Genomic DNA, 21,597 nt, shown 5'->3' on the forward strand with positions numbered 1-21,597 from the left:
CCACATCTCAGATTTCTGTTTGTCCGTGTAAAACGTCCGCGTCCGATATTTCATCTCTAACACTCCATCTTTCCAAAAAGACTAAAGTGTTGCGACCACCCGTTGAAACCGCCGGGACAAAGCGACCATTTGGGCAATAATCTCCAATGTCCAATCCGAATGACTTTGCCACTTCTATCTTTGGAACTTGAATTCAGAATTGCTCCCGAAGCCACGCTTCAAATGCTTCCACTGCCGGTTGGACAATTGTTCGTCGTTGCGGTCGCACGAGATAATGTGACTGCCCAAGTGCAATCGGTTTGCCAACGATACAAATTCCCTGTCCAGTTTCAATCGCCTGTTGCGCAAATTTTTCGATTACCACGGCACACCCCAACCCTGCGGCGACCATTCCGATTGCGGCGGTGGAGGTATCGGTGATCAAACGCCCGCCAGAGCTAGCCGGTTTCAACGCATGAGCAGACAGGTATCGCGCCCAATGGTCGTCGAAACCCATGATGTGAATCGGGGACCGTCGCAGCAAGTCCTGCGGAGTTTTGATGTCGCTGCTTAAAGCCGGGCTGCACACAGGCACAATCGATTCACCCGACAGCAGTTCCAGTTCCGGTCTGGCATGCTCGTTCGGCGCGAGAATAACCTCGACATCAACGGGTTGTTGGTCGGTGGGGATTTTCCAGATGGAGGTCACCAGTTTGACACCAATATCAAGATGCTCGAGCAAGAAACTATCTAGCTTCGGAGTAATCCACATGATGAACGCCATGGAGGTACGAACAGTGATCGTGCTAGCCCGTCGAGGCCCGAACAGCCCGGTGGTCGACATCTCGATAGTCTCCAGTGCCTCGCGCACTGTCAGCAGATAGGCCTTGCCTACATCGGTCAGTTGCAGGCTTTTGGGCCGGCGCACAAACAGCTTGTCATCAAGCTGTGCCTCTAGTGCCTTAATATGCTGGCTCACAGCGCTCTGGGTAAGGCCAATCTCATGGCTCGCCGCAGTGAAGCTGAGCAACCGTGCGGTCGCTTCGAAACTGCGCAGCCAATTGAGGTTCAGATTATGACGCATGGGTTTACCATAAATAATTTATGCTCATGAAGTGATATTATTTTGTTTTATTTGCTCAAAGCGCCCCTGCATAGTGTCAAAACTATCACCGCACCCTCTTGCAGGTAGCGGTCTTGCGACAGGAGATCATCATGACCGACATGAACAGCCCAGCCCGACAAGATATCGCCTTGGATCTGATTGACCTCGATCACTACCCGATTGCTGACCTCGACAAAGGGCCAGGAGCAAATTTTCTGGTGGAATGTCAGCGCAGCATGGAGGCCAATGGCTGGTGCAATCTGGATCGTTTTATTCGTGCCGATGCGCTGGCCCGACTGAACGGAGAGGCCAATGAACTTCTGCCGACGGCCGAAGTTCTGCATGTCAAACGCAACATCTATCAGGGCGCTATTGACCCATCGCTGCCCGAGGACGACCCGCGACGGAAGGAATTCACCCACATCGCCATCCAGCTTGCAGACGATCAAATTCCCGGCGAAACGCGGCTTAAACAGCTCTATCACTCTGAGATACTGACGGAATTCGTGCGCCGGGTTCAAAAGAAAGAGCAGCTCTATCGGTGCGCCGACGAGTTCCAGGCGCTTAACGTCGTCGCTTTGCAACCGGACAGCTGGCACGCTTGGCATTACGACACAACTGAATGCACTGTAACCCTGTTGTTACAGGCGGCCGAAGAAGGTGGTGAGTTTACCTTTCTTCCTAATTCTCGGACCGACGAGACTGAAGACCGTGAGTCGGTGGACCGGTTGTTGGCGGGCGACATATCTAAGGCACAAACCTTTTCGCGCGGGGCGGGCACGTTTACCATGTTCCGCGGAGGGTATTCATTGCACGGTGTGACCAAGGTGGAAGGCAGCCGCCCGCGTATTTCGGCCATTCTGACCTACGACGAACAACCGGGTCGCGTGATTGATGACGAAATCAACATACGCATATATGGCAAGCGCGCGGAAAACATACTGGCCAGAGGTAAGACAGAAGAAACCGCTTAAGGATATTCGATGATGAAAACAGCGTTGCTGGTGATTGATGTGCAGATGGCGTTGGCCCACGAGGACGCCTCTGACATGGACCGATCCTGCCACGAGGCAGAGGAAAACATCGCGTCGCTTCTGGAAAAGTTCCGAACCTCAGGGGACACAGTGGTTCATATCCATCACCATGGCACCAACCCGGATGATCCGTTTCACCCCGATGCGCCCGGATCAGCGGTTCAGCCCGTTGCAGCCCCAAAAGAGGGTGAATCCGTCGTCATCAAAACCGGCAGTAGCGGGTTTGTCGGGACGTCTTTGCAGAGCGTTTTGCAAGAGTCCGGGATTGAGCGGGTCATCCTGTGCGGTGCGACTGCCAACCACTGCGTGGAATCAACGACCCGCAGCGCTGCAGATCTGGGATTTCAGCCGGTCTATGCAGCCGATGCGGTCTGGACCTATGGCATAACTGGACCAGATGGTGTGGCGCATAGCGCGGACCTGATCCATTCGGTGAGTATGGCAACGCTTGAGGGTGAGATTGCCGCGGTGAAGAGCACGAAAGACATTCTTACTATGTGACGTTCGTCAGGTGCGTCTGCATCTTGTGAAGCGCTTCTCTGACACTAGCCCGCACTCAAACCGGACATTAGCTGCGTTGCGGAAATCCCGAAGTATGGGCTCAAATTAGCCTTTAGCTGCGGTTGAAACGAACGACCGCTCCGGGTGCAAAAGCAGACCATCTCCACTGTTCGAGCAACGTATCCCCGCTGTTTTGCCACCCAATCCGAGTGACCGAGAGGTGACCCGGGACCTCTTGCAACAGAGTGACCGGATACTTCGAAGGTAGCGGAGCACCGTGTAAACCATTGTAAAAGTTATATAAAATGTACTTGGAATTTGGTGGAGCCTAGGGGGATCGAACCCCTGACCTCTTGCATGCCATGCAAGCGCTCTCCCAGCTGAGCTAAGGCCCCGATCCAGAATTAATCTGTGCGCTGCTATCTAGGCGAGCGTGGGGCCCAATTCAAGTGAAAAGAGCCCCATCTTAGATTAATTGTCGTCGTCATTCGCAGCGACATCGACGATCTCGTCAAGAGAAACGTCACCATCATCATCGTCGTCATCGTCATCGTCCAGAAGATCATCGGCCAGATCGACATCTGCGTCGTCATCCAGAACGACTTCTTCGTCTGCTACAACTTTTTCGGCTGAATTTTTATCTTCTTTGTCCGCGATCATCACACGTGATTTGTTGCCGGTGTCCAGATTAACCACTTCGCCGGTATAGGGGCTGACGATCGGATCTTTGTTCAAATCATAAAAACGTTTGCCAGTTGTCGGGCAGAGGCGCTTTACACCCCATTCTTCTTTGGCCATGAATTTTCCCTTCAAGCGTCGCCATCATTTTTGAGAGTCGCAGCCAACTGCCATACCCTGCGATTACTGTCAAAGGCTTTTGAATAACATTTGCGCAATTGGCGAAAAAGACGTGAATAAACCTTCGTGTTACGGTAAATATCAATACAAAATTAAAATACAGGCAGCGAACAGCAGATGATCCTTACGGGCGATCCACCTATTGAAATTGCGTTGAAACGGTCTGCGCGGGCGCGTCGGCTGTCGCTGAGGGTGTCGCGGTTGGATGGGCGCGTTACACTTTCGTTGCCCAAAAGAGTACCAGTTGAAGAAGCTCTGGCATTTGCTCAGGAGAAAGAGCACTGGATTCGCAAGCATCTTGAACAGCAGCCAAAAACAGAAAAAGTACAGATTGGGGGGCAGGTGTTGTTTGAAGGCCGGCTGTTGAAAATTGTACCCGAGACAACACGCAGGGTGCGTGCTGAACAGGATGCGCTTGTTGTTCCTGATCAACCAGCGCGCACAGCAGCTCAGATTAGAGCTTTTTTAAAAGTTGCGGCGCGTGACAGGTTGCAAGCTGCATCGGACCACTATGCATCTGCTGTTGGGTGCCCTTATGCTCGGCTAACTTTGCGTGATACGCGGTCGCGGTGGGGGTCCTGCACAGCAGAGGGAAATCTGATGTATTCCTGGCGGCTGGTCATGGCACCGACGGAAGTGCTGCGCTACGTGGCGGCGCATGAGGCAGCGCACCTGAAGGAATTAAACCATTCCCCGGCGTATTGGAGCGTTGTTGAAAAAATCTATCCGGACTATCAGGCCCCGCGGAGCTGGTTGCGAAAGAACGGTGGTTTGCTGCATCAATACAGCTTCACAGATTGACGATGCCCACTGATATGTGATCACAATATAGCATGTTGATCCATTCCCGCCCGACAGAGGCAGTAACCGCTGCTCACGACAGGTTATACCGCAGCCTGCGTAGCCAGATTATGCATGGTGAACTGGCACCCGGTCAATCCCTGACCATACGCGGGGTTGGCAAAGCCTTTGGTGTTTCCATGACCCCTGCACGCGAGGCAGTCAGGCGGCTGTCAGCAGAAGGTGCGCTGACGATGTCTACCTCGGGTCGTGTCTCGACCCCAGCGCTGTCAAACGAACGTCTGGAAGAGCTTGCCGCCTTGCGCGCCTTGCTGGAGCCAGAGCTGTCTTCCAGGGCTTTACCACGTGCTCATATCGCACTGATTGAACGTTTGCAGATGATCAACGGCACGATTTCTGAAGCCGTGGCAAAGCAGGATGCCGTTGGTTATATCCGTACCAATCTGGAGTTTCACAGAACGCTATATCTGCGTGCCCAGGCCCCGGCAATGTTAGCTATGGTCGAAACGGTCTGGTTGCAGCTTGGCCCTACGATGCGCGCCCTTTATGGACGTTTGCGCCAGACAGATCCGCCACGAAACCACCGCCTGATTATCGCGGCCCTTAGGGCAGGGGATGAGCCGGGCCTGCGATTGGCGGTGCGCACGGACGTAACTCAAGGTTTGCGCCTGCTGATCACCTAACAAGCAACCAGTTGTTTTAAAAAGAAAACGCCAGCAATATTGCTGGCGTTTCCAAGTTCTATTCAGCTGTTGGCCTCAGGAATGGATCGCCCCGTCGCCGCAGGCGAGTGCCGCTTCGCGGACTGCTTCGGAACAGGTAGGATGCGCGTGGCAGGTCAGGGCAATATCCTGTGCCGAGGCGCCAAATTCCATTGCGACGCACAATTCATGGATCAATTCACCTGCGGATGGGCCCAGAATATGCGCCCCAAGAATACGGTCTGTTTCCGCGTCAGCCAGGATTTTTACAAACCCGTCCCCCGCGAACATCGCCTTTGCGCGGCCGTTACCCATGAAGGAAAACTTGCCAACTTTATACGCGCGGCCTTCTTCTTTCAGGGTTTCTTCGGTCTTTCCCACACTTGCAACTTCGGGGGCTGTGTAGATAACGCCGGGAATAACGCCGTAGTTTACATGGCCTTTTCTGCCTGCGATTACTTCTGCAACCGCCATGCCTTCGTCTTCGGCCTTATGTGCCAGCATTGGTCCTTCGATTGCATCACCGATGGCATAAATACCTTTGACGTCAGTTTCCCAGTGATCGTTTGTCTGGATTTGACCACGCGGGAAGACAGTGACGCCTAACGCCTCAAGGCCGAGACCTTCGGTATAGGGACGACGACCGGTTGCGACGAGAACGACATCTGCATCAAGTGTATCTTCCTTGTCGTTTTTACGCAGTTTGTAAGTGACTTTGGCTTTGGCTCGCTGTTTTGTTACGCTTTGAACCGCAGCCCCCATGATGAACTTAAGCCCTTGTTTTTTCAAAGTTCTCTGGAATGTTTTACAGATTTCAAGGTCCATGCCGGGGGTGATCTGATCAAGGAACTCCACCACGGTCACATCCGTGCCAAGCCGTGCATAGACCGACCCCATTTCAAGGCCGATCACGCCCGCGCCAATCACGACCATGGTTCTTGGAACTTTTCCTAATGCCAGTGCGCCGGTCGATGTGACGACGGTTTTCTCATCCACCTCAACACCGGGAAGGTCTGAGGATTCAGAGCCGGTTGCGATAACGATGGCCTTTGCTTCATGCACCTCGTCACCGACCTTAACCTTGCCTGCCTCTGGGATAGAGCCCCAACCTTTCAGCCAGTCTACCTTGTTCTTTTTAAACAGGAATTCGATACCCTTGGTGTTCTGCCCAATGACGTCATCCTTATAGGCGAGCATTTGGGGCCAATCGACAGAGGGGCTTTTGCCCTTCAGGCCCATCTTGGCAAAGTTGTGCTCTGCCTCGTGCAGCATATGGCTTGCATGCAGAAGCGCCTTTGACGGAATGCAGCCGACGTTCAGGCAGGTGCCGCCCAGCGTGTCACGACCTTCGACACATGCGGTTTTCAGGCCAAGCTGCGCGCAGCGGATCGCGCAGACATAGCCGCCGGGGCCGCCGCCGATGATGATCACGTCATAGTTTGCCATGGGGGTCTCCTGTAGGGAATTTGTAAGTCTTTAAAGCAATCAAAGACCGTTTTTTAAACTTTTACAACTTTTTGCGGTGGAGACTTCCTGAATGTAGGGTGCCATTTTGAGAGAGACGCCAGTTTTTCGGGAAGCGGGTCGGGATGTTCTGGCGGCAGAACACCCCGGGTTCATTTTATAAATCCATCAGCAAGCGGCGCGGATCTTCGAGCGCTTCTTTGACGCGCACGAGGAATGTCACAGCACCTTTGCCGTCAACGATCCGGTGGTCGTAGCTGAGCGCCAGATACATCATCGGGCGGATCACGACCTCACCGTTGATTGCCATTGGGCGGTCCTGAATTTTGTGCATCCCCAGAATACCGGATTGCGGTGGGTTCAGGATGGGCGACGACATGAGCGAGCCGTAGACACCCCCGTTTGAGATGGTAAAGCTGCCGCCCTGCATTTCTTCCATCGACAGCTTGCCATCGCGAGCACGCGCGCCCTTTTCGGCAATTGCCTTTTCGATGGTCGCGAATGACATGCTGTCAGCATTGCGGATCACTGGTACGACAAGGCCGGTTGGAGTCCCTGCAGCGATGCCCATGTGAACGAAGTTCTTGTAGACAACATCTGTACCATCGATTTCGGCGTTGACCTCTGGTACTTCTTTCAGCGCGTGAACACAGGCCTTGGTGAAGAACGACATGAAGCCAAGCTTTACGCCATGCTTTTTCAGAAACAGGTCTTTGTATTCGTTCCGCAGGTCCATCACAGCACCCATGTCGACCTCGTTATAGGTCGTGAGCATGGCGGCGGTGTTCTGGCTTTCTTTCAGGCGGCGCGCGATGGTTTGGCGCAAGCGGGTCATTTTCACGCGCTCTTCACGCGCGGCGTCATCAGCAGCAACCGGTGCGCGTGGAACGGCAGCGGGCGCGGCTGTGGCGGGAGCAGGAGCAGGTGCCGCCGGTGCAGCAGCGGGCGTTGCGGCTTTTGCTGCAGCGGTCGCGTTCTGCACGTCTTCTTTCATGATCCGGCCATCTTTGCCCGTACCTGCCACCGTTGCTGGGTCGATGCCTTTTTCGGCCATCAGCTTGTTGGCGGATGGGGCGTTCTCGATGTCTTTGCCGGTCTCCGCTGCGGCCCCTGCCGCTGCTGTGGCTGGGGCTGCACTGGCAGCCACAGCGCCGCTCGCAGACCCGGAGATCACGCCAAGCTTTGCCGACGCCTCGACTGTTGCACCTTCGGCAGCAACTATTTCTGTAAGCACGCCACTGGCTGGTGCGGGAACCTCGACCGAGACCTTATCGGTTTCAAGTTCACATAGCATTTCGTCTTGCGCAACGGTGTCACCGACAGCTTTGAACCATGACGCAACGGTTGCTTCTGTAACGCTTTCCCCCAGGGTTGGAACCATAATGTCAACGCTGCTGGCAGTTTCTGGAGCAGCGGGTGCTGCTTTTGCCTTTGGTGCAGCAGCGGCAGCAGGTGCCGCAGCGGCGGAGGCACCTTCGGAAATGGTTGCGAGCAGGGCGCTGACACCAACAGTTTCACCTTCGGCTGCAACAATTTCACCAAGCGTTCCGGCAACCGGCGAAGGAACCTCGACCGTTACCTTGTCGGTTTCCAGCTCGCAGAGCATTTCATCAACTGCAACGCTGTCGCCGGGTTTTTTGAACCAGGTGGCGACGGTGGCTTCGGTAACGCTTTCACCCAGAGTTGGGACGCGGACTTCTGTGGACATGATCAATTACCCTTTGATGGTCAGCGCGTCATCAATGAGCGCGGCTTGTTGATGTTTGTGTTGGCTGGCAAGGCCCGTCGCGGGCGAAGCAGAGGCGGGGCGACCCGCATAGGCTGGGCGTTTGGCCGCGTTCTTCAGGCGACCCAGAACCCATTCAATATTGGGTTCCATAAAGGTCCAGCCACCTTGGTTTTTAGGTTCTTCCTGGCACCAGACGACATCGGCGTTTTTGAAACGCTGCAGTTCATTCACAAGGCTCATCGCCGGGAACGGATAGAATTGTTCGACACGCATCAGATAGATATCCTTGATGCCACGCGTGTCACGCTCTTCCAGCAGGTCGTAGTAAACTTTACCTGAACACATAACCACGCGTTTGATCTTGCTGTCGGCTGCGAGCTTGGTATCAGAGTTGCCCTTTTGTGCGTCGTCCCAAAGGATGCGGTGGAAGGATGACCCGTCTGTAAAGTCCTCTGCATTTGACACTGCCATTTTATGGCGCAGCAGCGATTTTGGTGTCATCAGGATCAGCGGTTTGCGGAAACTGCGGTGGATCTGGCGGCGCAGGATGTGAAAGTAGTTTGCAGGGGTCGTGCAGTTTGCAACGATCCAGTTGTCACCACCACACATTTGCAAGAAGCGCTCCAGCCGGGCAGAACTGTGTTCTGGCCCTTGCCCCTCAAACCCGTGCGGCAAGAGCACCACAAGGCCGGACATCCGCAGCCATTTTGATTCTCCAGAACTAATGAACTGGTCAAACATGATCTGCGCACCGTTGGCAAAATCGCCAAACTGTGCTTCCCACATTACCAAGGCGTTCGGTTCCGCCAGCGTATAGCCGTATTCAAAACCAAGCACCGCGTATTCCGAAAGCATCGAGTCGATAACTTCGTAATGCGCCTGACCTTTGCGAACGTGGTTCAGCGGGTAGTAGCGTTCTTCTGTTTCCTGACTAACGATGCCTGAATGACGGTGGCTAAAGGTGCCGCGCGTTGCGTCCTGACCTGCGAGCCGAACCGGCAGGCCCTCGGTCAGGAGCGACCCAAACGCAAGTGCTTCGCCAGTCGCCCAGTCGATGCCTTTGCCGTTTTCAAACATGGCTTTCTTGGTTTCCAGCATCCGGGCCACCGTTTTATGTACCGGATAACCTTCGGGCAGGGTGGTCAGCGCCTTACCGACCTCGGCCAGCGTGTCTTCCCTGATCGCAGTCTGGCCGCGCTGGTAGTCTTCTTTTTGCTTGTCTATGTGGGACCAGCGCCCATCGAGCCAGTCAGCCTTGTTTGGCTTGTAGTCTTTGCCGGCTTCAAATTCCTCGTTCAGATGGGCCTGAAACGCGGCTTTCATATCTTCGATTTCACCTTCGGGGATCAGACCGTCACGAACCAGACGTTCAGTATAAAGCTGCAGTGTGGTTTTTTGCTTTTTGATCTTCTGATACATCAGAGGGTTGGTGAACATTGGTTCATCCCCCTCGTTGTGCCCAAAGCGGCGGTAGCAGAAGATATCGATGACCACGTCCTTGTGGAACTTCTGGCGAAATTCCGTTGCGACCTTGGCCGCGTGAACCACGGCTTCCGGGTCATCGCCGTTCACGTGGAAAATCGGTGCCTCAACCATCAGCGCGATATCTGTTGGATAGGGCGAAGACCGGCTGAAATGCGGTGCGGTGGTAAAGCCGATCTGGTTGTTCACGATGATATGCATCGTACCGCCGGCCTTGTGGCCGACGAGCCCCGAAAGGCCGAAACATTCGGCAACCACGCCTTGCCCTGCAAAGGCAGCATCACCGTGCAGCAGCACGGGCATGACCTGTGTGCGGTCCTCGTCGTTCAACTGCTGTTGTTTTGCACGGACTTTGCCGATCACGACCGGATTAACAGCCTCAAGATGGCTTGGATTGGCTGTCAGCGAAAGGTGCACGGAGTTGCCGCTGAATTCGCGGTCAGAACTCGCACCAAGGTGATATTTTACATCGCCGGATCCATCCACATCTTCGGGTTTAAAGCTGCCGCCCTGAAACTCGTTGAAAATGGCGCGGTAGGGTTTGGCCATCACGTTGGCCAGCACCGAAAGACGCCCCCGGTGGGGCATACCGATTATGATGTCTCTGATACCAAGTGCGCCACCGCGTTTGATGATCTGCTCCATCGCTGGGATCAGGCTTTCGGCACCATCAAGGCCAAAGCGCTTGGTTCCCATGTATTTGACGTGCAGGAATTTTTCAAAACCCTCAGCCTCGACCAGCTTGTTCAGAATCGCTTTGCGCCCTTCGCGGGTAAAGGCAATTTCCTTGCCGTAACCTTCGATACGTTCTTTTAGCCAACCGGATTCTTCAGGGTTGGAAATATGCATGTATTGCAGCGCAAAGGTGCCGCAATAGGTGCGGCGTACGATATCGATGATCTGCCGCATCGTGGCGATTTGCAGCCCAAGCACATTGTCGAGGAAGATTGGGCGGTCCATGTCGCCTTCTTCAAAGCCATATGTTTTTGGATCAAGCTCTGGCCGCTGGGACTGATCGCGCATTCTGAGCGGGTCAAGGTCAGCGGCAAGGTGGCCCCGGATACGGTAGGCGCGGATGATCATCAGGGCGCGGATACTGTCGAGCACGGCGCGCTTGATGGCATCGTCAGACACCTCGACACCAACTTCGACGGCCTTGGCCTTGATCTTTTCGCCCGCCTTTTTCGGCTCTTCTATCCACTGCCCGTCAAGCGCCTGTGTCAGGTCATCGTTCGGAACCGGGGGCCAGTCCGTGCGCGCCCATGAGGGGCCGGAGGCCTCGGCCTTGACGTCCATGTCGGCGTCGCCGAGTTCCTTGAAAAACGCTTGCCATGCCTCGTCAACCGCATTCGGGTCATTGGCATAGCGGGCATAAAGCTGTTCCACATATTCCGCGTTATGCCCTTGCAAGAAGGAAGACGCGTGGAATTGGTCGTTTGGGCTTTGTTCGGTCATTTTGTTACCTCCGTAGTGGCTTAACGCCTACGAACCTCCAGGAATAAGTTGAAGCTCGGATCAAATCCCATCAATTCAGAGAAGGCTTCGCTATCTGGAATAATGGAGACAATTTCGGTAAACGTGGCACCCTCGCCGCGCGTGTGTTTGGAGCTTTGATCGGACAGACGAAGCTCTGGCAGAGAACTTCTTCCGGTGAGATCTGTTGGAAGGGGGGCAGGATGATCGAGAAAAAGCCGGCATTGGATCATTCTTCCAAGTTCAGAGATGATAGCGAATGCTCCAGCTTTGTGTACGAGTGCAGTTACGCGGACTTCAACTGGATCGCTTTGAATAGAACGTAGGAGCGTCCTTTTGGTCGACCTTTCGATTTTTTCTCTGTATCTGACAGCTTCCTCGTGTCTTTCCTGTGCCGAAACATCTGAGAGTTGACCACTTTCGACAAGATTGATTGCAGAATAGTCGGCTTCAAAAATACTAACAGCAGAAACGCCATCGTCCGAAGCCTGTTCCCAACCGTCACTAAGCAATTGCTCGACGACAGTTCGTTTTTCCAAGGAAATATCGAGACAGTGGGCGATCGCCTGATCCAAATGTTCTGATGCAATAACTGGGTAAGCAGTAAGCCCCACGATCAGGGAGGCGAGTGCAACTCGCCAGTTGCTAAAAGTTTGGGTCAAAGTTGTCATCCAATCGCTTTCAACATGTTCGTGAAATCTAATCTTATGGCCTGAAACGGTCCCATCAGAAGAACCCTTTCGCACGGCGGACACGCCGGGCAGCGCCCGAACCGCCCCCCACGGGGCGGGCGCTTTGCGTCCACCCCTGCGGTTCGGGCACTGCCCTTAGTGTATATGCTGCGTCACAAGTCACAGTTTAACCGATCGCCTTAAGCACAGCCTCGCCCAGACCCGCCGGGCTGTCAGCAACAATAATCCCGGCGGAACGCATCGCTTCGATCTTGCTTTCCGCGTCGCCTTTGCCACCGGCGACAATCGCGCCTGCGTGGCCCATGCGGCGGCCCGGAGGGGCGGTGCGGCCTGCGATGAAACCGGCGGTCGGCTTCCAGCGGCCTTTTTTCTTTTCATCGGCCAGGAATTGCGCGGCTTCTTCTTCGGCGGAACCACCGATTTCACCAATCATGATGATCGACTGGGTTTCATCATCAGCAAGGAACATTTCCAGCACGTCGATATGTTCGGTCCCTTTGATGGGGTCGCCACCGATGCCAACAGCCGTTGACTGGCCAAGGCCCATATCGGTTGTCTGTTTCACGGCCTCATACGTCAGTGTGCCAGAGCGCGAAACCACACCGCAAGAGCCGCGTTTGTGGATATGACCGGGCATGATGCCGATCTTGCAGGCCTCTGGCGTGATAACACCCGGGCAGTTTGGCCCGACAAGGCGGGAGGCAGAGCCTTCCAGCGCCCGCTGAACGCGCATCATGTCAAGCACAGGGATGCCTTCGGTGATGCAGACGATTAGTTCCATTTCGGCGTCAATCGCCTCGAGGATTGAATCTGCCGCAAAGGGCGGTGGCACGTAAATGACAGAGGCGTTCGCCCCCGTTGTGTGCCGTGCCTCGTGCACCGAGTTAAAGACCGGCAGGTCAAGGTGGGACTGCCCACCTTTGCCCGGCGTTACGCCACCAACCATTTTGGTGCCGTAAGCAATTGCCTGTTCAGAGTGGAAGGTGCCTTGCGAGCCCGTGAGGCCCTGACAGATTACCTTGGTATTTTCGTCTATGAGTACGGCCATTTGCCATTCACCCTTTATCGCTAATTTCAGCAGTTTCAGTCTGAGACCACAAAAAAGTTACATTTATTGCACAGCCGAACGCGGCACCAATTGTTGTTGCTATGGCTAAAACCCGGACGACTATATCGCCGAGAGGAACGTCAACCGTATTCATTGAACCGAGAAACATGAAGATGCCGAAGGTAACGGCAACGGCAACTAGAATCTGCCGTTTGACTCTTGAGGAAAAACTGCCTTCGCTTTTACCGAATAACCATCCGAAAAGACTTGCAGCGGTTAATGCGCACACAAAAGCTATGAGAGAGGCGGCCAACATTCGATTGCTTAATCTACCCTTTCACCGCTTTAACGATTTTCTCAGCAGCATCGCTGAGGTTGTCGGCGGCGATGACGTTGAGGCCGGAGGTGTTGATAATTTCTTTACCCCGTTCAACGTTGGTACCTTCCAGGCGCACGACGAGGGGGACCTGAAGACCAACCTCTTTCACGGCGGCAACAACCCCCTCTGCGATCACATCACAGCGCATGATGCCACCGAAGATGTTTACAAGGATGCCTTTTACGTTCGGGTCAGACGTGATGATCTTGAACGCCTCGGTCACTTTCTCGGTCGTGGCACCGCCACCAACATCAAGGAAGTTGGCAGGTTCAGACCCGTAAAGCTTGATGATGTCCATCGTCGCCATGGCTAGGCCCGCGCCGTTGACCATACAGCCGATTTCACCGTCAAGCGCGATGTAGTTCAGGTCGTATTTCGAGGCTTCAAGTTCTTTTGGGTCTTCCTCGGTCGTGTCGCGCAGTTCAGCGATGTCTGCGTGGCGGTAGACCGCGTTGCCATCAAAGCTGATTTTGGCGTCGAGCACTTTCAGGTCGCCCCTGTCTGTGACGATCAGCGGGTTGATCTCCAGCATCTCCATGTCTTTTTCGAGGAACGCTTTGTAGAGCAGGCCCATCAGCACGACACATTGTTTGACCTGCGGGCCAGCAAGACCAAGAGAAAAGGCAATGCGGCGACCGTGGAAGGCCTGGTATCCCGTGGCAGGGTCAACAGAGAAGGACAGGATCTTTCCCGGTGTGCTTGCAGCAACTTCTTCGATGTCCATGCCGCCCTCGGTCGAGCAAACAAAGGAAATGCGCGATGTTTGACGATCTACCAGCAGGGCAAGATAAAGTTCGGTTTCAATGCCAGAGCCGTCTTCGATATAGATGCGGTTAACCTGTTTGCCTGCCGGACCGGTTTGGTGGGTGACAAGCGTGCGTCCCAGCATTTTCTTGGCTTCGGTCGCCGCCTCTTCGACAGATTTGGTCAGGCGTACACCGCCTTTGTCACCAGCATCCGGCTCTTTAAAACTTCCTTTGCCGCGTCCGCCAGCGTGGATCTGCGCTTTGACAACCCAAAGCGGGCCATCCATTTCGCCCGCCGCTGTTTTTGCGTCTTCGGCTTTCAATACAACACGCCCGTCAGAAACCGGGGCGCCGTAGCTGCGAAGCAATGCCTTCGCCTGGTATTCATGAATGTTCACGAACTCATCCCATTTTGCTGCAATCTTCGACACTAAAGACTTGCATGCGCAGCAAATAAAAGAATTTATTTGAGAAAACACGCTGGTTTGGGAAATATTAACGTTTTGTGATCACAAGCTGAAATCGTGTGATCACAAAAGAAGAAGCGCTTATTTTCTAACACCATTATGAGAGAATCATCAGCTTGTTGTTTACTGTAACGTCAGAGCTAAACGAATTCTGCTGTAGACGCCGTATCTTTTTCCGCAGAATTCAGGTGAGGCAGCGCGTACTCTGTGCCCCAACCCATCAGGGCGGCGATCACAGGTTGCAGGCTCTGCCCCAGTTCTGTCAGGTCATATTCAACGCGCGGCGGCACTTCGGCATAGACCGTGCGACGGATCAATCCGTCAGCTTCCAGTTCGCGCAATTGTTTGGTCAGTGTACGGGGGGATATTCTGCAGAGCAGCCGGTTCAGTTCGTTAAAACGACGGGTGCATTCGCTTAGACGGAACAGGATGACGCCTTTCCATTTGCCCCCGATCAGATCAAGCGTTGCTTCCATCGGGCATTCCGTCAGGTTTTCTGATTTATGTCTTTGTTTACGCATATCGTGCCTTCCGCATCCAATACTATCCAAAGTGTAAGTATAGACATTATTTGTGCATACTTACGAGCGTGAAAGTAATTTGATATCGACACCGCGTCACAATCAAGGAGAAATTTACATGCTGACGCTAACCCCCGATCTTTACTGGCTCACAATAACGCTAATCATGACAGGCCTTTTCTGGGCACCGTACATTGTACAACTGATGGTGCAGCTTGGCCCTGTTAAGGCAGTCTGGGACCCAACAGGGGCACACCCACATGATGCGGACTGGGCACTCAGGGCGAAACGCGCGCACTACAACGCGGTTGAAAACATGGCGGTCTATGCCCCGCTTGTGATTTTGGTATCGGCGCTTGGCTTGAATGACGCGCTAACAGCAGGGGCAGCGGTGCTCTATTTCTGGATAAGACTGGCGCATTACTTCATTCACATCTTTGCCATTCCGGCGATCAGAACAGTCGTTTTTCTGATTGGGTTTGGTTGCCAGATGACAATGGCTGGCCGCATTCTCGGACTGTGGTAAAACCCTAGAACCATCGTGGTGCGCTTTCCAAAACTATGTGGAAGGCGCATCAAGTTTTCTTTTCAGGAGGCTTGACGGCGAAAATAGTAAAGGCAGTTGCAAGCAGGGCGGGGATGGAAGGCACAAAGGCCGCAATCGCTATCTGGAAAAATGTGGGATTGCCACCTCCTATAGAGAACGCCAAGAAGAAGTAGAGCCAACACACAAGCCAAAACAAGGCTAACGCAATCGAAATAAAAATGAGAAGTATTCTGGCCCGGACGCGCGATTCGCGTTTTCCACTTTTTGCGATTCCAATTCCGACCATCCCTGGAATGCAGAATAGCAGCAACATTGTTAACAGGTATGACAAAGCTCTTTCCTTTTCTATTCCAAAAAAGGAAATGCACGCCCGAAGGCGTGCATTCAAGAACTGGTAAGGAATTCCATACCTTAGTTAGCTTAGTGAACCGTCGATCTCTTTACAGGCTTTCACCAGGCCTTTGACCGCATCGACAGATTTGTCGAACATGGCCTGCTCGTCTTTTGACATCTTGATGTCGATGACGCGTTCAATGCCGCCAGCGCCAATAACGGTCGGGACACCAACGTACATACCGTCAAGGCCAAGGGCACCGTCAACATAAGCTGCACATGGCAACACGCGTTTCTGGTCTTTCAGGTAAGATTCGGCCATTTCAATGGCAGAGGTTGCCGGGGCATAAAAAGCAGAACCTGTTTTCAACAGACCAACAATTTCAGCACCTCCGTCGCGGGTGCGTTGTACGATCGCGTCGAGTTTTTCCTGTGTGGTCCAGCCCATGGCCACCAGATCAGGCAGTGGGATGCCGCCAACGGTGGAATAGCGTGTCAGCGGCACCATCGTGTCGCCGTGACCGCCCAGAACAAAAGCAGTGACGTCACGCATAGAAACCCCGAATTCCAGGCTCAGGAAGTGGCGGAAACGTGCTGAGTCAAGCACTCCCGCCATGCCAACAACTTTTTCATGCGGCAGGCCGGAAAATTCGCGCAGCGCCCAGACCATTGCGTCAAGCGGGTTGGTGATGCAGATGACAAATGCGTTTGGCGCGTGTGCCTTGATGCCTTCGCCAACAGATTTCATAACCTTGAGGTTAATGCCCAGCAGGTCATCGCGGCTCATGCCCGGCTTGCGCGCAACTCCGGCAGTCACGATACAAACATCAGCGCCAGCGATATCAGCGTAGGATGTCGTGCCTGACATGGCCGCATCAAAGCCCTCGGATGGGCCGGATTCCGCGATGTCGAGTGCTTTGCCCTGAGGAACGCCGTCTGCAATGTCAAATAGAACAACATCGCCAAGCTCTTTCATTGCAGCGAGGTGCGCAAGGGTGCCACCGATCTGTCCGGAGCCGATAAGTGCGATTTTGGGTCTGGCCATGAATTTGATCCTTGAAACGTTAAATTCGCAGGTTGCGTATCTATTCCTGGCAGTTTTCGCAAGTCTGCTGCGCTGCGGCAAAGACGCGTATTGCCCGGTTGACCAGAGCGGAGGCTGCGCTAAGCAGGTAAGAACGGACGGTTTTTAGGGGTTTTTCACGTATGGTGATGGATTTCACCTTTTTTGCACTTGCGATCCCTGCGGTCGTGTTTGCCGGGGTATCAAAAGGCGGATTTGGCTCTGGCGCCGCTTTTGCCGCAACTCCATTGCTTGCCCTGATTCTGGAACCGGGAGTGGCGATCGGGTTGATGTTGCCGCTTTTGATGCTGATGGATGTAAGCGCACTTCGCCCTTACTGGCGTCAGTGGGATTGGCCCCATGCGCGGGCGCTGATCATTGGGGCGGTACCCGGTGTAATGCTTGGGGGCGCACTTTACTCAATTGCAAAACCTGATCTGTTCAGGTTGCTGATCGGGATTGTCGCGATCAGTTTTGTTGCGTTTCAGGGTGGGCGGGCGCTGGGCTGGATTTCCCCGGCACACAGGCCATTGACCCCTGCAGTCGGTTTGTTAGCAGGTGTTGTTGCCGGATTTACAAGCTTTATCAGCCATGCGGGCGGGCCACCTGCAGCCGTCTACTTGTTGTCGCACGGGCTGAGCAAAACTGCGTTTCAGGCGACGACGGTGATCACCTTTTGGATCATCAATTTGCTGAAGTTCGGTCCGTATTTGGCGCTTGGAATAGTTACTCAGGAAACCTTGTTTGCAGATTTGCTACTGGCACCTGTCGCGGTGTTCGGGGTCCGGCTGGGGGTCAAATTCCATTTTAAGCTGTCTGAGCGCTGGTTCTTCCTTTTGACCTACGTATTCTTAACACTGACAGGAGCGAAATTGATTTGGGATGCGCTAACTTAGGTCAGGTAGGACAGGGCGTGTTGGATCGCCAATAGCAAGGCCCCGATTCCAAATGAGAGCGTTGTCAGTTGGATTTTCAATTTTGGTCTCCTTAGCAGGCTTTACGATCTGGGCAGTCCGAAATGAAAGCCACGTGCAAAGAGCTTGCTGAAGGGAATTGAAAAAGCGGTTAACAGGGCGTGCAGGAAAGCATAATTTGCAATCGCAGCGTAAATTCTGCGATGCGGCAAATCGGGTCTTGTCAAATGGTGCGCTGTTGTGGTGTTTTGCGCAACTATATTACGGAGACGGAATCATGAGCCAAGCCGCGCGACCCTTTCGGTCAGTTCTTTATCTTCCTGCGTCAAATGCCCGGGCGCTGGAAAAAGCGCGGAGTCTGCCGACAGACGCCATCATATTTGACCTTGAAGACGCCGTTGCCGCCGAGGAAAAAGACTCTGCGCGCTGGCTTCTTTCCAGCGCACTCGCAGCTGGCGGATACGGCAAAAGAACCCTGATTGCCCGGATAAACGGGTTGGACACGCCATGGGGGCAGGCGGATGCCGAAGTAGCCCGCGATATGAAGGCTGACGCGATCTTGCTACCTAAAGTCAGCAGTGCAAAGGATGTTGATGCGCTGGCGGCGATTATTGGCAAGCGGCCTATCTGGGCGATGATGGAAACACCAACGGGTATTCTGAACGTGGTAGAAATTGCAGCGCACCCGCAAATCCAGTGTTTGGTGATGGGCACCAACGACCTTGCGAGTGAGCTGAAAAGCCGACACCGCCCTGACCGGGAACCGATGCTTGCGTCGCTTCAGCACTGCCTGTTGGCAGCGCGTGCACACGGTGTTCTGGCAATCGACGGTGTTTATAACGCTTTCAAGGACGAAGAAGGGTTGCTCGTGGAATGCAAACAGGGTCGTGACATGGGTTTTGATGGCAAAACCCTGATTCACCCTGCGCAACTTGCACCAGCCAATGAGGCTTTCGCACCGTCAGAAGAAGAAATTGACTTGGCCCGTCGTCAGATCTCTGCTTACGAGGCAGCCAAAGCCGCCGGCAAAGCAGTCGCAGTTGTGGATGGTAAGATCGTTGAGAATCTGCATATCGTGACCGCGCGGCAGGCTTTGGATAAATTAGACGCTATTGCCGCACTCGCAACTGAATGAGGCAGCAATGACACTTTTGATACTTGGTTTGATCTTATGGATCGCCGCACATTTCTTTAAACGCCTGATGCCTGATCTGCGCGCAGCACTTGGTGACAAGGGCAAGGGGCTGGTTGCGATTACTATATTGGCTGGTGTTGTTCTGATGGTTATCGGTTATCGCAGCACTGTAAACATACCAGTTTATACGCCTATGGCGGGGATGGGGCATCTGAACAATCTTCTCATGCTTATCGCGATATTTTTGATGGGTGTCGGAAAAAGCGGTGGGATTGTTGGCTCCAAGCTCCGTCATCCGATGCTGACAGGTATGCTTATCTGGGCGGTGGCGCATTTGCTGGTGAACGGGGATCAGGCATCGCTGGTTTTGTTTGGAACGATGGCCGTTTGGTCTGTTTCGGAAATGGTTCTGGTTAACCGGGGTGAAGGTACGTGGAACCAACCGGTTGCCGGGTCGATCACCAAGGACCTGCGCGTTGGTGTTGTAACGCTGGTGCTGTTCGTCATTATCGCCCTTGTTCACAATTGGTTGGGATACAGCCCGTTTCTGGGAACCTATGGATGAAGCTTTACCGATTTCTAAGTGCGGACGACACGTCTGAGTTTTGCCACAAGGTCACAGCCGCGCTGAACAAGGGGTGGGTGTTGCAGGGTGACCCAACTTACGCTTTTGACGCCGCGAATGGTGTTATGCGCTGTGGGCAAGCCGTTGTGAAAGAAACGGCAGGTACCTACAGGCCTGACATGAAACTGGGAGAGCAGTAATGGCCAAAACCAACCCCGGATGGTTTTTTGAGGATTACCGCGTCGGGCAAGTAATTGCGCACGCCGTACCACGTACCGTTTCGGGTGGGGAACGCGCACTTTACCATGCGCTCTATCCTGCGCGCCACGCGCTCTATTCTTCGGATGAGTTTGCGCGGAACTGCGGGCTTTCTGTACCGCCACTTGATGATCTTATCGCGTTTCATACCGTCTTTGGCAAAACCGTGCCTGATATATCACTGAACGCAATCGCGAACCTTGGCTATGCAGAAGGTCGCTGGTTGCTGCCTGTTGTGCCGGGTGACACTCTGCGTTCCGAAAGTGAAGTCATTGGTTTAAAGCAAAACTCCAATGGAAAATCAGGTGTGGTCTGGGTACGGACACGCGGGTTGAACCAGCGTGACAAGGCCGTGCTGGAATATGTGCGCTGGGTGATGGTACGCAAACGCGATCTTGATGCAGCGGCCCCGGAAACCAAGGTGCCGGACCTGGCAAAGGTCGTTGCACCGGAAGATCTTGTTATTCAAGCAGGGCTCGATTTCACCAACTATAATTTCACCTTGGCAGGGGAGCCGCACAAGTGGCGCGATTACGCGATCGGCGAACAGGTGGATCACGTTGATGGCGTGACCGTCGAAGAAGCAGAGCACATGATGGCAACGCGGTTGTGGCAGAACACGGCGAAGGTGCATTTTGATGCGACAAACCGGGCAGACGGGCAGCGGCTGATCTATGGCGGGCATGTAATTTCGATGGCGCGCGCCTTGTCGTTCAATGGGCTCGCGAATGCGCAGATGGTTGTCGGGCTTAATGCGGGTGCCCACGCGAACCCCTGTTTTACTGGCGATACGGTCCGGGCATGGTCTGAAGTGCTCGATAAATCCGAGACCAATGCGCCGGGTGTCGGGGCAATTCGACTAAGATTGGTCGCGACAAAGGGTGGTGAACCATTTGTTCTGAAGGGCGATGATGGGAAATACCTGCCCGAGGTGCTGCTTGATCTGGATTACTGGGCGCTCATGCCAATGTGATCAGCCGCGCCGCGAATGAAGGTTTCAGATTTTTGAGCCTGTGCTAGGCTGCGGTGATGAGCAAGCCTGACGAAACTTCGCACGGTGTTATTGGCCGGATTAGCGGGGCCATTTTGGCGACTGCGGTATTTACATCGGCGTTGCCTGCTAAGGCTTGCGAGGTTGCGCTTGCACTTGCTGTTGATATCTCCGGTTCGGTGGACCAAAGAGAATACCAGATTCAAATGCAGGGGCTGGCCAATGGCCTGCGTGACGGGGTGATTTCCGAAGCGCTTGTTCGGGCTGAGGCAGCTATTGCACTCATTCAATGGACTGGATCGAGCCGTCAAATTCTATCGGTTCCCTGGACGCGCGTTCGCAGTTTTGAAGATGTGGAAAAGCTTGCAAGTGTTATCGAGACTGTTCCACGGGAATGGCGTAGTTTTTCAACCGCCATTGGTGATGCCTTGAATTTCACGGCAGAACATTTTTCGGATGTACCGGATTGCAAACGTTTGGTCATTGATGTCTCCGGCGACGGTGAATCCAATGAAGGCACAGAGCCGCGTGATGTGCATTCAAATCTCCAGCGTATCGGGATCACCGTCAATGCATTGGTCATTGAAAAGGCGGACGAGGATCTGACGAGTTACTTTTGGGAAAACGTGATCACCGGGCAAGGGGCATTTGTTGTGACTGCAAATGGTTTCAACGAGTACCCAGACAGAATGCGAACCAAACTTCGTAGAGAAATTACCAATCAGGTTGTCAGAAACGAACAGACAGAGAGCGAGACGAAGCTTTATGCTGTTCGTACGGATGAAGAAACTGTTTGGTGAGCACGAAACGC

Annotated in this window: 23 protein-coding genes and 1 tRNA gene; 11 read left to right on the plus strand and 13 right to left on the minus strand. The window is 53.8% G+C overall.

Going from position 1 to position 21,597, the window contains the following annotated elements; genetic code table 11:
• Nucleotides 1–193: 193 nt before the first annotated feature.
• Nucleotides 194–1,063 (minus strand): LysR family transcriptional regulator, encoded by an 870-nt coding sequence (locus MWU63_RS06080; protein WP_247077261.1) that lies wholly within the window; start codon nt 1,061–1,063, stop codon nt 194–196.
• A 131-nt stretch (nt 1,064–1,194) separates the two neighbouring features.
• On the opposite strand from MWU63_RS06080, the gene MWU63_RS06085 reads away from it, so the two are divergent.
• Both MWU63_RS06085 and MWU63_RS06090 read left to right on the plus strand, forming a co-directional pair.
• Nucleotides 1,195–2,058, plus strand: coding sequence for a hypothetical protein (locus MWU63_RS06085; protein ID WP_247077263.1), 864 nt, complete (start codon nt 1,195–1,197; stop codon nt 2,056–2,058).
• Nucleotides 2,059–2,067: 9 nt separating this feature from the next.
• Nucleotides 2,068–2,619 carry an isochorismatase family protein gene (locus MWU63_RS06090; RefSeq protein WP_247077265.1) on the plus strand — a complete coding sequence of 184 codons (552 nt, stop codon included), beginning with the start codon at nt 2,068–2,070 and terminating at the stop codon, nt 2,617–2,619.
• Nucleotides 2,620–2,938: 319 nt separating this feature from the next.
• On the opposite strand, the gene MWU63_RS06095 is transcribed toward MWU63_RS06090, so the two are convergent.
• Together MWU63_RS06095 and MWU63_RS06100 are read right to left on the minus strand one after the other, a co-directional pair.
• Nucleotides 2,939–3,014, minus strand: a tRNA-Ala gene (locus MWU63_RS06095).
• A 76-nt stretch (nt 3,015–3,090) separates the two neighbouring features.
• Entirely contained in the window at nt 3,091–3,417 is a 327-nt protein-coding gene (locus MWU63_RS06100) for a TIGR02300 family protein (RefSeq protein WP_213888713.1), read from the minus strand.
• Nucleotides 3,418–3,594: 177 nt separating this feature from the next.
• Here MWU63_RS06100 and MWU63_RS06105 point away from each other — a divergent pair, with 177 nt between their 5' ends.
• Nucleotides 3,595–4,278 carry a SprT family zinc-dependent metalloprotease gene (locus MWU63_RS06105; RefSeq protein ID WP_213888712.1) on the plus strand — a complete coding sequence of 228 codons (684 nt, stop codon included), beginning with the start codon at nt 3,595–3,597 and terminating at the stop codon, nt 4,276–4,278.
• A gap of 32 nt (nt 4,279–4,310) precedes the next feature.
• Nucleotides 4,311–4,961, plus strand: coding sequence for a GntR family transcriptional regulator (locus MWU63_RS06110; RefSeq protein ID WP_213888711.1), 651 nt, complete (start codon nt 4,311–4,313; stop codon nt 4,959–4,961).
• A gap of 75 nt (nt 4,962–5,036) precedes the next feature.
• Here the strand turns inward: MWU63_RS06110 and lpdA are convergent, their stop codons facing one another.
• From lpdA to MWU63_RS06150, 8 genes are all read right to left on the minus strand, one after another.
• Entirely contained in the window at nt 5,037–6,425 is a 1,389-nt protein-coding gene (gene lpdA / locus MWU63_RS06115) for a dihydrolipoyl dehydrogenase (RefSeq protein ID WP_213888710.1), read from the minus strand.
• 175 nt (nt 6,426–6,600) lie between these two features.
• Nucleotides 6,601–8,151, minus strand: a complete 1,551-nt coding sequence (gene odhB / locus MWU63_RS06120) for a 2-oxoglutarate dehydrogenase complex dihydrolipoyllysine-residue succinyltransferase (RefSeq protein ID WP_213888709.1) — start codon at nt 8,149–8,151, stop codon at nt 6,601–6,603.
• 6 nt (nt 8,152–8,157) lie between these two features.
• Entirely contained in the window at nt 8,158–11,109 is a 2,952-nt protein-coding gene (locus MWU63_RS06125) for a 2-oxoglutarate dehydrogenase E1 component (protein ID WP_213888708.1), read from the minus strand.
• Between the two features lie 20 nt (nt 11,110–11,129).
• Nucleotides 11,130–11,798 carry a hypothetical protein gene (locus tag MWU63_RS06130; RefSeq protein WP_247077267.1) on the minus strand — a complete coding sequence of 223 codons (669 nt, stop codon included), beginning with the start codon at nt 11,796–11,798 and terminating at the stop codon, nt 11,130–11,132.
• Nucleotides 11,799–11,985: 187 nt separating this feature from the next.
• Nucleotides 11,986–12,867: a succinate--CoA ligase subunit alpha gene (sucD, locus tag MWU63_RS06135; protein WP_213888706.1), complete on the minus strand. Its 882-nt coding sequence runs from the start codon at nt 12,865–12,867 to the stop codon at nt 11,986–11,988.
• A gap of 7 nt (nt 12,868–12,874) precedes the next feature.
• On the minus strand, nt 12,875–13,183 hold the full coding sequence (locus MWU63_RS06140; RefSeq protein WP_247077269.1) for a hypothetical protein: 309 nt from the start codon (nt 13,181–13,183) through the stop codon (nt 12,875–12,877).
• Between the two features lie 13 nt (nt 13,184–13,196).
• Nucleotides 13,197–14,390, minus strand: coding sequence for an ADP-forming succinate--CoA ligase subunit beta (sucC, locus tag MWU63_RS06145; RefSeq protein ID WP_213888739.1), 1,194 nt, complete (start codon nt 14,388–14,390; stop codon nt 13,197–13,199).
• 209 nt (nt 14,391–14,599) lie between these two features.
• Nucleotides 14,600–14,980 (minus strand): helix-turn-helix domain-containing protein, encoded by a 381-nt coding sequence (locus MWU63_RS06150; RefSeq protein ID WP_213888704.1) that lies wholly within the window; start codon nt 14,978–14,980, stop codon nt 14,600–14,602.
• Between the two features lie 118 nt (nt 14,981–15,098).
• Here MWU63_RS06150 and MWU63_RS06155 point away from each other — a divergent pair, with 118 nt between their 5' ends.
• Nucleotides 15,099–15,506, plus strand: a complete 408-nt coding sequence (locus tag MWU63_RS06155; RefSeq protein WP_213888703.1) for an MAPEG family protein — start codon at nt 15,099–15,101, stop codon at nt 15,504–15,506.
• 49 nt (nt 15,507–15,555) lie between these two features.
• On the opposite strand, the gene MWU63_RS06160 is transcribed toward MWU63_RS06155, so the two are convergent.
• Both MWU63_RS06160 and mdh read right to left on the minus strand, forming a co-directional pair.
• Nucleotides 15,556–15,858: a hypothetical protein gene (locus MWU63_RS06160; RefSeq protein WP_247077271.1), complete on the minus strand. Its 303-nt coding sequence runs from the start codon at nt 15,856–15,858 to the stop codon at nt 15,556–15,558.
• Between the two features lie 84 nt (nt 15,859–15,942).
• On the minus strand, nt 15,943–16,905 hold the full coding sequence (gene mdh, locus MWU63_RS06165; RefSeq protein WP_213888701.1) for a malate dehydrogenase: 963 nt from the start codon (nt 16,903–16,905) through the stop codon (nt 15,943–15,945).
• 161 nt (nt 16,906–17,066) lie between these two features.
• Between mdh and MWU63_RS06170 the strand changes: the two genes are divergently transcribed.
• The 6 genes from MWU63_RS06170 (at nt 17,067) to MWU63_RS06195 (ending at nt 21,586) form a co-directional block, all read left to right on the plus strand.
• Nucleotides 17,067–17,819: a sulfite exporter TauE/SafE family protein gene (locus MWU63_RS06170; RefSeq protein WP_213888700.1), complete on the plus strand. Its 753-nt coding sequence runs from the start codon at nt 17,067–17,069 to the stop codon at nt 17,817–17,819.
• Between the two features lie 295 nt (nt 17,820–18,114).
• Nucleotides 18,115–18,972, plus strand: a complete 858-nt coding sequence (locus MWU63_RS06175) for a CoA ester lyase (protein WP_213888699.1) — start codon at nt 18,115–18,117, stop codon at nt 18,970–18,972.
• Between the two features lie 7 nt (nt 18,973–18,979).
• Nucleotides 18,980–19,537 carry an NnrU family protein gene (locus MWU63_RS06180; RefSeq protein ID WP_213888698.1) on the plus strand — a complete coding sequence of 186 codons (558 nt, stop codon included), beginning with the start codon at nt 18,980–18,982 and terminating at the stop codon, nt 19,535–19,537.
• Nucleotides 19,534–19,737, plus strand: coding sequence for a DUF1737 domain-containing protein (locus MWU63_RS06185; protein WP_213888697.1), 204 nt, complete (start codon nt 19,534–19,536; stop codon nt 19,735–19,737). The genes MWU63_RS06180 and MWU63_RS06185 overlap by 4 nt, the downstream gene beginning before the upstream one ends.
• A complete protein-coding gene (locus tag MWU63_RS06190) occupies nt 19,737–20,768 on the plus strand; it encodes a MaoC family dehydratase (RefSeq protein ID WP_213888696.1) in 1,032 nt (343 codons plus the stop codon). Before MWU63_RS06185 ends, MWU63_RS06190 begins: the two co-directional genes overlap by 1 nt.
• 56 nt (nt 20,769–20,824) lie before the next feature.
• Complete coding sequence (locus MWU63_RS06195) at nt 20,825–21,586, plus strand: DUF1194 domain-containing protein (RefSeq protein ID WP_213888695.1); 762 nt, start codon at nt 20,825–20,827, stop codon at nt 21,584–21,586.
• Nucleotides 21,587–21,597 lie beyond the last annotated feature (11 nt).

It is taken from the genome of Pseudohalocynthiibacter sp. F2068, assembly GCF_023015645.1.
Lineage (GTDB): Bacteria > Pseudomonadota > Alphaproteobacteria > Rhodobacterales > Rhodobacteraceae > Pseudohalocynthiibacter > Pseudohalocynthiibacter aestuariivivens.